A 12,298-nucleotide genomic window follows, 5' to 3' on the forward strand; every position below is an offset into this window, starting at 1 on the left:
GTCCCGCCTCAGTCGGTGATGAAGCCATAAGTGCCGCGATAGTTCTTGGTCGGCTCGGTGCGACCGGGAACGCCGTAGATCCGGTTGATGTTGCCGAGCAGGTCGGCCTGCGGGTCGGAGGCGTCGGCGAAGCCGTCGTCCGGACGCGACAGGTCCTTCTGCGCGACCGCACGAACGATGTAGGGCGTCACCAGGATCATCAATTCGGTGTTGTTGTTGACGAAGTCGCGGCTGCGGAACAGCGAGCCCAGCACCGGCATTTGCGATGCGCCCGGAAGGCCGCTGATCGCCTGCTTGGTCTGCTGCTTCATCAAGCCGGCCATCGCGATCGATCCGCCCGAGGGGATCTCCAGCGTGGTGTCGGCGCGGTTGGTCTTCAGGCCGGGAATCGTGGTGTCGCCGATCGTAATCGAGTTCTGCGACGACAGCTCCGAGACCTCGGTCGAGACCTTCATGCTGATCCGGCCTTCGCTGAGCACGATCGGCGTGAAGTTGAGCGCGATGCCGAACTTCTTGAACTGGATGGTCTGTTTGCAGGGCGACGTGGAACAGTCCGGCGCGCCGGGGACCGGGAATTCGCCGCCGGCGAGGAAATTGGCGGATTCACCGGAGATCGCCGTCAGGCTGGGCTCGGCCAAAGTGCGGACCACGCCAGCGGATTCCATCGCCTTCAGTGTCGCCTTGACCGACGGCCCCGAACCGAACGCCGCCGAGATCGCGTTGCCGGACACCAGGTCTTTGCCCGACGCGTTGAACGGGTTGGAGTTGTTGAAGGTGACGACGGTGGTGCCGTAGCTCATCGAGCCGCTGAGATCGATGCCCATCTGCTTGACGATGTCGCGCTGCACCTCGGCGACCGTGACCTTCAGCGTCACCTGATCGCGGCCCCGCACCGTGATGCTGTTGACGACGTTGTCGATCTTGCCGACCAGGCGGGCCGCGATATCGCCGGCCTGCTGCGCTTCGATCTGGCTGTTCACGGTGCCGGACAGCACGACGCCGTCGCCGAGGCCTTCGATGCGGATGTCGGAGCCCGGCAGCGTCTGCTTCAGCGCGGCGCGGATGCCGTTGAGGTCGCGGGTCACCGCGATGTCGTAGGCGGCGATCTGCTGGCCGGTGGAATCGAAGAACACGATATTGGTCTGGCCGATCGCGGCGCCGATGATGTAGGCGCGCTGCGCCGAGCGCACCACCGCGTTGGCGATCTTGGGATCGGCGACCAGCACATCCTTGATGTCGCGGGGCAGGTCGATCACGATCGATTTGCCGACGCCGAGCGCCAGAAAGCGGGCGTTCATCTGGCCGTCGCCCATCGCGGCGGCGTGGCGATAGTCGGCGGCCACCGCCTCGCTGAGCACCGGATTGACGATCATGGCCGTCGCCGCAGACAGCCACAAGGCGCGAGCCAGCGGACTGCGCATCGGCCGATGGGGTTTGCTGCAACTCATAGCCGGTCCTCTGGTCACTTCTGCGTCGCGGTCGGGGTCGAGACGCCGAACCGCACCACGTTGACGCTGTCGCGCTTGGCGTTGCGATCGTCCGGGTTGATGTCCGCGGCATTGGCATCGGCGAGACTGCGCAGCGCCAGCGACAGCGTGCCGCTCTGCCGGGCGCGGGCCAGGCCCTCGGATTGCTCGGGCTTCAGTTCGAGCGTCGCGGTCTTGCCGACCACGACTTTCTGCCCGTTCTTCTCTTCGACGGTCTGGTCGATCGCCAGCACCCGGATGTTGCTGAGGATGATCTCGGAATTGACCGCATCGGCGGAGGCGCGCGCGTCGGGATTTTTGTCGCGCTTGGACAGTATCACGTCGACCCGGTCGTTCGGCAGGATGAAGCCGCCGGCGCCGGTTTCCGGCGAAATCTCGGTCGAAACCGCGCGCATGCCGGCCGGCAGAATCGCCGCCATGAAGCCCGAGCCGTTGGCCTTGACCAGTTTCAGGTCGCGGATCGGTTCGCCGGCGATGAAGGACGACCGCGCGATCGATCCGGCGATCTGGGTGGTGGCGTCGGGGCGCTGATTGCGGCGGATGAACATGTCGCTGGCGGTTGCGGCCGGCCAGGTCTGCCACTGCACGTCGCCGGGGGTCAGCGCCTGTCCCAGCGGGATGTCGGATTTCGCGACCAGCACCTCGATGGTCTGCAACTCGGCGACCGGCGCCGCCGGAGGGGGCTGCTGGTCGGCGCCGCTGGCCAGATAGGCTGCCACGCCGCCGGCGCCGACAGCGATGGTCAGGACGACAATGCGTGCCGTATTCATACGCTTCACTTTCCACATTACGCGGCGACGCATGCGTCGCTGTAATCCGGAGTTGACCAGCTATTCGTCAAAGCATGGTTAATGAGGCGTATCTAAATCGCGCCCGCGGATAACGCGGGGGCGCTTCAGTTGATCGCAAAGTGGGAGAGATCGACCGCGCGGATCCATTCGGTTTCCGGATAGATCATCAACGCGCCGATGGCGAGCGCGATGCCATAGGGAACGCCGGTCTCTTTGTTGTGCAGCCGCAGCAGCCACGACTGCCCGCACAGCGCGTAGGGCAGCGGCCATTGCCGAAACTGCAGCAGCAGCAGCGTCAGCGCGCCGCCGAACAGCGAAGCGTAGAGCAGATATTCGAGCAGATGGTCGAAGCCGAACCACAGCGCCGCGGCCGACGCGACCTTGGCGTCGCCGCCGCCCACCCAGCCGAACGCAAAACAGGTAAAGGCGATTGCCAGCACCGTGCCGCCCGCGGCGGCATGCGACAGGATTTCCTGCCATCCCATGCCGCTCAGCCCCGCCAACGCCACGAAGCCGGCGATCAGCAATAGCGAGACGCGGTTGGAAATGGTCATCGTGAACAGGTCGCTGGCTGCCGCGAAGGCCATCAGCGCCGGAAACAGCATGATACGAAGCAGGTCGAGGATCATCAGTTCACCACGCCGTTCGGCGGTCGGGGACGGGGACCGCGGGCAAATTAGCCGGAACAGATGAACAATCGGGAAATGCGTGACGGCTCACCAGGACAGGGCGATCCGGATCGCCAGCGCCAGCAGCGCCAGCACCAGCGCGCTGCAGACCAGCGCAATGGCCTCGTCGATGCGGGCTCCCGCGGCGATGCGGGCCGTCGTCGGCCCCATCCGTCCTGTACTCAGCTTACTCATGATCACGCCGCCACCGACTTATTGGTCTTCAAAACAACGAAGGCCTCGGAGGTTCGAGGCCTTCGCTGCAACGCTGCGTAAAAGGCTTACTTGAGGGCGCTGCCCACCGAGGTGAACTTGCCGGTCAGATTGGTGCCGACGGTGTTGACCGCGGTGATGATCGCAAGCGCGATGCCGGCGGCGATCAGACCATATTCAATCGCGGTGGCGCCCGATTCGTCTTTCAGGAAACGCGCAACGATATTCTTCATGAGACTACTCCATGTATCCACGTGGCTGTGAACTTCTCTGGTCTTGCCGGCGTTCTCAGCACCGGGACCATGGCGCGAAGCTAGGATCCGGAAATTGCGGTGCAGTTAATTCGACTACAGAAACACCGCTGCAATTCGCTGTTCTTTGACACAGTAAATTTCGGCTTAAGCTGCCACAACTTGTAAGGGGTCCGGATTTTGCCGGATATTTCAGGGTTTTGCCGACGACGCCGACGCTGCGGCCGCGCCCGGGATTCTACCAGCAAGGGGCGATCGCGCCCGGCGCGGCAGCCGCCACAGCCCGACATTTGCAGTTCGTTCACTAATTAACGTCACCTTTGCCATGACGGGCGCCGGCCCCGCTGCGTATCGCTATGGCCGGCTTTTAGACGTCCCGGGGTAGAGTATGTGTAAGAGTGTGAAGCGCCTCGAGCTGCGCGCGGCGTGGCTCGCCGCAACGGTCGGCTTGGCCCTGCTGGGCCCGCTGCCCGCCGCCGCCGAGACCGCGAACGGCGTCATCGCGGTGAACGTCGACCAGGCGAAACTGGTGAAATTTCCGGCGCGCATCGCCACCATCGTGGTCGGCAACCCGCTGATCGCCGACGTGACGTTGCAGCCCGGCGGCATCATCGTGGTGACCGGCAAGGGCTACGGCGCGACCAATGTGATCGCGATGGACCGCGCCGGCGAGGTGCTGCTCGACCGGGTGATCCAGGTCGAGGGCCCGACCGACCGGGTGGTGACGGTGTATCGCGGCGTCGATCGGGAATCCTACAGCTGTACGCCGACCTGCCAGCGCCGGGTCACGCTCGGCGACGGCGAGGGCTATTTCAAGTCGGCGATGGACCAGGCGGGCAGCCTGAATACGCAAGCCAGTGGCGCGTCGACGGCCGCCAAGCCGAACTGATCGCGGCTCTGACGCTGGACCAGCCGGCACGGCGGCCGATGCCGGCCGTCGTCCGCGGCGCCGGCATGGTTAGCATGGCGTTAACGGAACCCGGCAGTCTGTTTCGAACCCCGGCAACACTTCAACAATCAGTTCTCGCTAAATTGCAACGACAGTAAGGGTCAGTGCGAGGTTGTATCGATGCCAGGCTTCAGGTGTTTGCAGGCCGTTACCCTGAACGCCTTGCGCGGCTTCGGCCGCAATCGGCGTGGCGCGACCGCGGTCGAATTCGCGCTGGTGGCGCCGTTCTTCTTCGGGCTGCTGTTTGCGATCATCGAGGTCGGGCTGGTTTTCTTCGCCGGACAATTGCTGGAGACCGGGACGCAGGACAGCGCCCGCGCGTTTCTGACCCAGACCAATCCGGCGCTGGCCTCGGATTTCAAGCAGCTGGTCTGCGACCGCGTCAAGATGCTGCTCAACTGTGACGACCTGCGCGTCGACGTGCAGTCGTTTGCGCCCGGCGCGACCATCGACATCAAGAATCCGATCGACAGCAAGACCGGAGCGTTTGTCGACAGCTTCGTCTACACGCTGCCGCCGAGCGCGAACAGCAACTACACCATCGTGGTGCGGTCGTTCTATCCATGGCCGCTGTTCGTGACCAAGCTCGGCTTCGATATGTCGAACATCGGCCGGGGCACCGCCAACAGCAAGCACCTGTTGGCCGCGACGGCCGCGCTTCGCCCGCAATGATGGCCAATCCGATGAAGATGCGCGCACTGTCTCATTTGCCCTGCTGGCTCTCGTCACCGCTCGGACGATTCCGCCGCGATCGCGGCGGCGTGGCGGCGATCGAATTCGCCATGATCGTGCCGTTGATGCTGGTAATGTTCTTCGGAACGGTCGAGGTGTCGTCGGGCGTCGCGGCGCGTCGCAAGGTTTCGATCGTCGCGCAAACCATCTCCGATCTGACCTCGCGCAGCAAGTCGGTGGTCGATAGCGACGTCAGCAATTTCCTCAGTATCGCCGACGCGATCATGACGCCGTATTCCGCCACCCATTCCGCCACCCAATTCCAGACCACGATCACCGAGGTCTATATCGACCCGGTGACCGGCAGGGGCGTCGCGCAATGGAGCAAGGGCGACGTGGTCAGAAGGCCCGGCACCACCGTCGACGTGCCGAGTGATCTGATCGCAAAAGACTCGAACAGTAAGGTTATCGCCGGGCAGTACCTGATCTACAGCGAGGTCAAGTATCTCTACACGCCGACGGTGGCTTGGATTGCCAAGGCCGGCATCCCGCTTCACGACGAGACCTTCACGCGTCCCCGGCAATCGAGCTGCGTGCTGTTGAACCCGGCGTCGGCAACCGCGGCCTGTCCGACCCAGGTCTCCTGACGCGAAGTCTCCTGACGCGAAGTCTCCTGACGCGAAGTCTCCTGACGCGAAGTCTGCCGACGCGAAGTCTCCTCAGAGCCTGACTCAAAAAGCAGCGAGCATAATCAGCGGTTTTGTCATTGCGAGCCGAGGGCGGCGCGTAGCGCCGACCGAGCAGCGAAGCAATCCAGGGGCATCGCGTGCAGCCCTGGATTGCTTCGTCGCAACAGCTTCTCGCAATGACGGGGCTAATGCCCGATTTCATTGATCGCTTTTTCGAGCGAGGCTCTGTCGCCAAGTCTCCTGACGCCGTCTCAGGCCTGATGTTCTGACCACCGCGCAACGAAAAAAGGCCGCGCTAGTAGCGCGGCCTTTTCGACTTGTTAGCTCATCCCGCAGCGCTCGCTGACGGGATGCAGATTAGCCGGCGGCGCGGAGGTTATCGGCCGAAGACTTGCCAGAGCGACGATCGGCGACGATTTCGTAGCTGATCTTCTGGCCTTCACGCAGGGTGCCAAGGCCGGCCCGCTCAACCGCGCTGATGTGCACGAACACGTCGTTGCCACCATCGTCCGGCTGAATGAATCCAAAGCCCTTGGTCGCGTTAAACCACTTCACGGTTCCCATGCTCACGGGGGTAGTCCCTTCTCAATATAGATATAGTCGAAACCCACTTTTGATGGGCTGGTGAGATCGAATTTTGGAAGGGTCGTCAGCGTAAACCGGCTGTACCGGTGGATAGCTAATGTCGTCCGGCCGAAAATCGATTAGTCGATGTTATGCGAAAGCGGTCCCCAAAACAATCCTGACGTGCACGATTTTTTAATCGGAAAGCCAGTTGTGTCCGGGGTGCCAAGCACGTTTGAGTTCATGCCGCGGCGGCGTTTGACGGCCGCCGCAGCGCCGTTACCTGCGGCGAAACTGACCGCGCGGCGGGGCGCCACGGGGCGGGCCGCCGCCGGGACGTTCGTCCTTGTGGCGGAAGATCAGCCGGCCCTTTTCCAGATCGTAGGGCGACATCTCGATGGTGACACGGTCACCCGCCAGCGTCTTGATGCGGTTCTTCTTCATCTTGCCGGCCGTATAGGCGACAATTTCGTGTCCGGCGTCGAGTTGCACGCGGTAGCGCGCGTCGGGAAGGATTTCGGTCACCAGTCCTTCGAACTGGATCAGCTCTTCTTTAGCCATGGTCGTCTCCAGATCGGCCGTTGATCAGCGCTGCGGTCTTTGTTTGCGGTTGGGTTGAGTTCCGGGGCGGCTCTCGCGATGCAGGAAAGCGACGCCCTGAATGCCTTCCTTGGCAGCCGGCTGCGGCTGCGGGCGGGCGGTGGTCTCGTGCCGGGTCGGCTCGTGCCGAGAAACCGCAGCGGCGATAGTACCACCGGTCGGCCGGCGACGGCGACGCGGGCCGTTCGAGGAGGGGGCCACGTCGTTGCTGCGCGGGGAGTGTACGTGCGGAGCGGCATGCGCGCCGCGATGCTGCGACACCTTTGCTACGGTATCGCGATGCCCGGGGGTGCGGCGATCTTCCTTCGGCAGCGTGATCCGGATCAGCTTTTCGATGTCGCGCAGGAACGCCATCTCTTCGCCGGCGACCAGCGAGATCGCGATGCCTTCGGCGCCGGCGCGCGCGGTGCGGCCGATGCGATGGACGTAGGTCTCGGGGATGTTCGGCAGATCGAAATTCACCACATGGGTGATGCCGTCGACGTCGATGCCGCGGGCGGCGATGTCGGTCGCGACCAGGGTGCGGATTTCGCCGGCGCGGAACGCTGCCAGCACGCGCTCGCGGTGATTCTGCGACTTGTTGCCGTGGATCGCGTCGGCGGTGATGCCGGCGCGCGCCAGGCCCTTCACCACCTTGTCCGCGCCGTGCTTGGTGCGGGTGAAGATCAGCGCCCGGTTGACGTTCTCCTGCTTGAGGATCTGCGCCAGCAGGGTCGGCTTGGCGGAGTGATCGACCTGGATGATGCGCTGGGTGATGCGCTCCACCGTGGAGGCCACCGGGGTCACCGCGACCCGCGCCGGATCGCGCAGCATCTGGTCGGCGAGGTCGGCGATGTCCTTCGGCATGGTGGCCGAGAAGAACAGCGTCTGCCGCTTGATCGGCAGCTTCGCCACGATCTTACGGATGTCGTTGATGAAGCCCATGTCGAGCATGCGGTCGGCTTCGTCGAGCACCAGGAATTCGACCTGGTTGAGCTTCAGCGCGTTGGTCTGCACGAGGTCGAGCAGGCGGCCCGGCGTCGCCACCAGCACGTCGAGGCCCGGCATGATCGAGCGGACCTGGCGACCCATCGGCACGCCGCCGATCGCCAGCGCCGAGGCCAGCTTGATATGGCGGCCATAGGCATTGAAGCTCTCGAGGATCTGGCCGGAGAGTTCGCGGGTCGGGCTCAGCACCAGCACGCGGCAGGTCTTCGGCTGCGGCTTGATGCGGTTTTCCAACAGGCGGTGCAGAATGGGCAGGGCGAACGACGCGGTCTTGCCGGTGCCGGTCTGGGCGATGCCGACGACGTCGCGGCCGGCCAGTGCAAGGGGAATGGTCTGCGCCTGAATCGGCGTCGGGGTCAGATAATTTTCTTCTTTAAGCGCACGCGAAATGGCTTCGGCCAGGCCGAATTCCTGAAAGGAGGTCAAAAGGTTGGTTCTTTCCATTACAAAGGTAGGCGCCCGGCAAGCTGAACCAGGAGCGCACGAGGGGTGTCTGGTGACACCCGCGTGTTTGGGGCGTCGGCTTTGTTAGCTGAAGGGGCAAGCCAGAAACCGTTTAAGACGGGCTCAGAACACGCGGCTCGCATTGACCCGATGAGTCTCAAGGTCGCTCCCTCATATGGAACAGCCGCGCGACAGATTCAAGCTGTAATCGTCCGCAGGCTGACTTTCTTCCAAATTGCCGATCAAAAAATAGCCTGGTCGAAATTTTTGCACGCGAAGTGAGCCGATTGCTGATTATTGCGGCAAATGTTCGCGGCGGAGCAATGCCGGCGCGGCCGCCTGACCAACCGCGAATCTCGAAATTCCCCGCATCTCCATTCCCTTATCGCTTTACCCCGCCATGGCATGGATCTTGCGATTCCGTCAACGCAGACGGCCGTGGGGCCACGCATCACTGTAGATCTCTGCGTCAGGGAGACGATACCTCATGCTTATTGAACCGAAGAAAGCGACGCCGATCAGCCGGCGTGGCTGGCTGGCAGCGACCGCCGGTCTGATTCTGGGCCTGGCCTCATTCAGCCCCGCGAAAGCCGAAGACACCATCAAGGTCGGTGTTCTGCACTCGCTGTCGGGCACCATGGCGATCAGCGAAACCACTTTGAAGGACACCATTCTCTTCCTGATCGACGAGCAGAACAAAAAGGGCGGCGTGCTCGGCAAGAAGCTCGAGGCCGTGGTGGTCGATCCCGCCTCGAACTGGCCGCTGTTCGCCGAAAAAGCCCGCGAGTTGATCACCAAGGACAAGGTCGCCGTGGTGTTCGGCTGCTGGACCTCGGTGTCGCGCAAGTCGGTGCTGCCAGTGTTCAAGGAGCTGAATTCGATCCTGTTCTACCCGGTGCAGTATGAAGGCGAGGAATCCGAGCGCAACGTGTTCTACACCGGGGCGGCGCCGAACCAGCAGGCGATCCCGGCGGTCGACTACCTGATGAAGGACGAGAAGGTGAAGCGCTGGGTGCTGGCCGGCACCGACTACGTCTATCCGCGCACCACCAACAAGATTCTGGAAGCCTACTTGAAGTCGAAGGGCGTCAAGCAGGAAGACATCATGATCAACTACACGCCGTTCGGTCACAGCGATTGGCAGACCATCGTCGCCGACATCAAGAAGTTCGGCTCGGCCGGCAAGAAGACCGCGGTGGTGTCCACCATCAACGGCGACGCCAACGTGCCGTTCTACAAGGAGCTCGGCAATCAGGGCGTCAAGGCCACCGACATTCCGGTGGTGGCGTTCTCGGTCGGCGAAGAAGAACTCGCCGGCATCGACACCAAGCCCTTGGTCGGCCATCTCGCCGCCTGGAACTACTTCCAGTCGATCAAGACCCCGGAGAACGAGAAGTTCATCAAGGCCTGGCAGGCCTATACCAAGAACCCGAAGCGCGTGACCAACGACCCGATGGAAGCCCACGTCATCGGCTTCGACATGTGGGTCAAGGCGGTGGAGAAGGCCAAGTCGGTCGACGCCGACAAGGTGATCGACGCGCTGCCCGGCACCGAGGCCAAGAACCTCACCGGCGGCACCTCGAAGATGCTGCCGAACCACCACATCACCAAGCCGGTGTTCATCGGCGAGATCAAGGCCGACGGCCAGTTCGACGTGGTGTGGAAGACCCCCGGCCTGGTGGCCGGCGACGCCTGGTCGAAGGAGCTCGAAGGCTCCAAGGACCTGATCGGCGACTGGGTCGGCAAGAAGTGCGGCAACTACAACACCAAGACCAACAAGTGCGGTGGCCAGGGGTCCTGATCGGATCCGCGAGCGCACCTCTCCCCACGCGCGGGGCGAGGTCGATCCGGCGGAGCGTTAGCGAAGCCGGATCGGGTGAGGGGGCGCATCGGCAACACGAGGCGCCCCCTCACCCGACGCGACAAACTTCGTTTGTCGCGCCACCCTCTCCCCGCAAGCGGGGCGAGGGGGCGGAGGTTGCGATGCTCCGAACTTACATCCAGGCCTGTATGACCTGATCCAAACCAGCGAAGGCGGCGTCACCACCGCCTTCGCTTCCATCCGCCGGGGTCCGCCAGTGCTCAGCCAATTCCTTGATCGTTGTCTGCTTGATCGTATTCGCGCCTTTGCCTTTGCAGTCCTATTGATCGCAGCGTCCGCCATCCCCGCTCTGGCCGGTCCGTTCGAGGACGCCGTCGCGCAATTCGCCAATGATTCGTTTTCCGATACCGAGGAGGCGGTCGGCGTCGTCGCCACCTCGGGAAATCCGCAGGCCTACGCCATCATCAGCGCGCTGCAGGCCGGCCGGCTGATGGCCGATCCCGAATCCAAGAAAGTCTTCGTCACCCAGCCGGACGGCAAGATCGCCGACGCCGCGACCGGCGAGGCGGTGCAAAGCCTTCCCGATGGCGCCAGCGCGGTGCGGCTCAACAACCGGCTGCGCCGCACCGTAGAGGCCGCACTCGGTGGTCTGACGCTGCAATCGCCGGATTTGGCGAAGCGCATCCAGGCGGCGCAATCGGTGTTCAAGACCCACGACGAGGCGATGCTGCCGATGGTCGACAGCGCGCTCGCCAAGGAGACCACCAGCGCCGCCAAGAAGGCGTTCAGCGAGGCGCGCGCCGCGATTCTCTTATTCAAGCAGGACGCCACCGATCCGGAGAAGCTCGAAGCCATCGCCACCATCAAGGCACGCGGCGACCAGGAAGCGCTTGCGCTATTGACCGGGCTTGCCGGCGAGCAGTCGGTCGCGGTGACCCGCGCCGCGGCGGCAGCCACGGCGGCGATCGAGAGCCGGCTGGCGCTGTGGTCGATGGCGCAGAACGCCTGGTACGGGCTGTCGCTCGGCTCGGTGCTGCTCTTGGCCGCGATCGGGCTTGCCATCACCTTTGGCGTGATGGGCGTCATCAACATGGCGCATGGCGAGATGGTGATGATCGGCGCCTACGTCACCTTCGTGGTGCAGGAGACCATCCGCACCAGCTATCCGGCGCTGTTCGATTATTCGCTGCTGATCGCGGTGCCGCTGGCGTTCCTCGTCGCGGGGCTGATCGGCGTCGTGATCGAGCGCAGCATCATCCGTTTCCTCTACGGCCGGCCGCTGGAGACCTTGCTGGCGACCTGGGGACTGTCGCTGGTGCTGCAGCAGGCGGTGCGCACGCTGTTCGGTCCGACCAACCGCGAGGTCGGCAATCCGTCCTGGATGTCGGGCGCGTTCGAGCTCGGCCAGATCGTGATCACCTACAACCGGCTGTGGATCCTGTGCTTCACGCTCGCGGTGTTCGCGATCCTTCTGGCGATGCTGCGCTACACCGCGCTCGGCCTCGAGATGCGCGCGGTGACGCAAAATCGGAGAATGGCGGCGTCGATGGGCATCGCCACCTCGCGGGTCGATGCGCTTACATTCGGGCTGGGCTCCGGCATCGCCGGGATCGCCGGCGTGGCGCTGTCGCAGATCGACAATGTCAGCCCCAATCTCGGCCAGAGCTACATCATCGACTCTTTCATGGTGGTGGTGTTCGGCGGCGTCGGCAATCTGTGGGGCACGCTGGTCGGCGCCTTCACGCTCGGCATCGCCAACAAGTTCCTGGAGCCGGTCGCCGGCGCGGTGCTCGGCAAGATCGCGATCCTGGTGCTGATCATCCTGTTCATCCAGAAACGTCCGCGCGGCCTGTTCGCGCTGAAGGGCCGGGCGATCGAAGCATGATGATGACGCGTCTTTCCTTCGCCGACACCCTTCGAGGCTCGGACTTCGTCCTCGCACCTCAGGGTGACGACGGCGCGCAATGTGGCACAGCCGTCATCCTGAGAGCCTGTGAAGCTATTCGATTGGCGGCTCTCGGCGATATGATGTGTCGCGATCGCTGCGCAGGAGTGCGGTTGGAGGAGTGCGGTTGGTGGGGTGCGGTCGGTGGCTGATCGGCTACGCCGCGGCGCTGTGGGTGAGGCGATGGCCTTGCAGGATGTTGTTGGCGAGGGCGAA

General features: G+C 63.6%; 13 protein-coding genes. 5 read left to right on the forward strand and 8 right to left on the reverse strand.

The genetic code is table 11. The features are described 5' to 3' along the window. Positions 1–8 precede the first annotated feature (8 nt). The 5 genes from HNR60_RS10440 to HNR60_RS10460 all read right to left on the reverse strand — a co-directional run bounded on the left by HNR60_RS10440 (position 9) and on the right by HNR60_RS10460 (position 3,392). Positions 9–1,421 carry a type II and III secretion system protein family protein gene (locus HNR60_RS10440; RefSeq protein ID WP_184257142.1) on the reverse strand — a complete coding sequence of 471 codons (1,413 nt, stop codon included), beginning with the start codon at positions 1,419–1,421 and terminating at the stop codon, positions 9–11. Between the two features lie 41 nt (positions 1,422–1,462). Then, positions 1,463–2,257: a Flp pilus assembly protein CpaB gene (gene cpaB / locus HNR60_RS10445; RefSeq protein ID WP_184257111.1), complete on the reverse strand. Its 795-nt coding sequence runs from the start codon at positions 2,255–2,257 to the stop codon at positions 1,463–1,465. 125 nt (positions 2,258–2,382) lie between these two features. Beyond that, complete coding sequence (locus HNR60_RS10450) at positions 2,383–2,907, reverse strand: A24 family peptidase (RefSeq protein WP_184257113.1); 525 nt, start codon at positions 2,905–2,907, stop codon at positions 2,383–2,385. 87 nt (positions 2,908–2,994) lie between these two features. Then, positions 2,995–3,141: a hypothetical protein gene (locus tag HNR60_RS10455; protein ID WP_184257115.1), complete on the reverse strand. Its 147-nt coding sequence runs from the start codon at positions 3,139–3,141 to the stop codon at positions 2,995–2,997. An 86-nt stretch (positions 3,142–3,227) separates the two neighbouring features. Further along, positions 3,228–3,392 carry a Flp family type IVb pilin gene (locus tag HNR60_RS10460; protein WP_184257117.1) on the reverse strand — a complete coding sequence of 55 codons (165 nt, stop codon included), beginning with the start codon at positions 3,390–3,392 and terminating at the stop codon, positions 3,228–3,230. A 406-nt stretch (positions 3,393–3,798) separates the two neighbouring features. On the opposite strand from HNR60_RS10460, the gene HNR60_RS10465 reads away from it, so the two are divergent. From HNR60_RS10465 to HNR60_RS10475, 3 genes are all read left to right on the forward strand, one after another. Beyond that, on the forward strand, positions 3,799–4,299 hold the full coding sequence (locus HNR60_RS10465; RefSeq protein WP_184257119.1) for a pilus assembly protein N-terminal domain-containing protein: 501 nt from the start codon (positions 3,799–3,801) through the stop codon (positions 4,297–4,299). A 180-nt stretch (positions 4,300–4,479) separates the two neighbouring features. Continuing rightward, positions 4,480–5,031, forward strand: coding sequence for a TadE/TadG family type IV pilus assembly protein (locus HNR60_RS10470; RefSeq protein WP_184257121.1), 552 nt, complete (start codon positions 4,480–4,482; stop codon positions 5,029–5,031). An 11-nt stretch (positions 5,032–5,042) separates the two neighbouring features. Continuing rightward, entirely contained in the window at positions 5,043–5,678 is a 636-nt protein-coding gene (locus tag HNR60_RS10475; RefSeq protein WP_246432896.1) for a TadE/TadG family type IV pilus assembly protein, read from the forward strand. A 399-nt stretch (positions 5,679–6,077) separates the two neighbouring features. On the opposite strand, the gene HNR60_RS10480 is transcribed toward HNR60_RS10475, so the two are convergent. From HNR60_RS10480 to HNR60_RS10490, 3 genes are all read right to left on the reverse strand, one after another. Continuing rightward, a complete protein-coding gene (locus HNR60_RS10480; RefSeq protein WP_011474122.1) occupies positions 6,078–6,290 on the reverse strand; it encodes a cold-shock protein in 213 nt (70 codons plus the stop codon). A gap of 273 nt (positions 6,291–6,563) precedes the next feature. Further along, complete coding sequence (gene infA, locus HNR60_RS10485; RefSeq protein ID WP_011474121.1) at positions 6,564–6,845, reverse strand: translation initiation factor IF-1; 282 nt, start codon at positions 6,843–6,845, stop codon at positions 6,564–6,566. A gap of 24 nt (positions 6,846–6,869) precedes the next feature. After that, positions 6,870–8,315 carry a DEAD/DEAH box helicase gene (locus tag HNR60_RS10490; RefSeq protein WP_184257125.1) on the reverse strand — a complete coding sequence of 482 codons (1,446 nt, stop codon included), beginning with the start codon at positions 8,313–8,315 and terminating at the stop codon, positions 6,870–6,872. 487 nt (positions 8,316–8,802) lie between these two features. Between HNR60_RS10490 and urtA the strand changes: the two genes are divergently transcribed. Together urtA and urtB are read left to right on the forward strand one after the other, a co-directional pair. Further along, a complete protein-coding gene (gene urtA, locus HNR60_RS10495; protein ID WP_184257127.1) occupies positions 8,803–10,116 on the forward strand; it encodes an urea ABC transporter substrate-binding protein in 1,314 nt (437 codons plus the stop codon). Positions 10,117–10,420: 304 nt separating this feature from the next. Then, complete coding sequence (urtB, locus tag HNR60_RS10500; RefSeq protein ID WP_184257144.1) at positions 10,421–12,022, forward strand: urea ABC transporter permease subunit UrtB; 1,602 nt, start codon at positions 10,421–10,423, stop codon at positions 12,020–12,022. Positions 12,023–12,298 lie beyond the last annotated feature (276 nt).

This window comes from Rhodopseudomonas rhenobacensis (genome assembly GCF_014203125.1).
Taxonomy (GTDB): domain Bacteria; phylum Pseudomonadota; class Alphaproteobacteria; order Rhizobiales; family Xanthobacteraceae; genus Rhodopseudomonas_A; species Rhodopseudomonas_A rhenobacensis.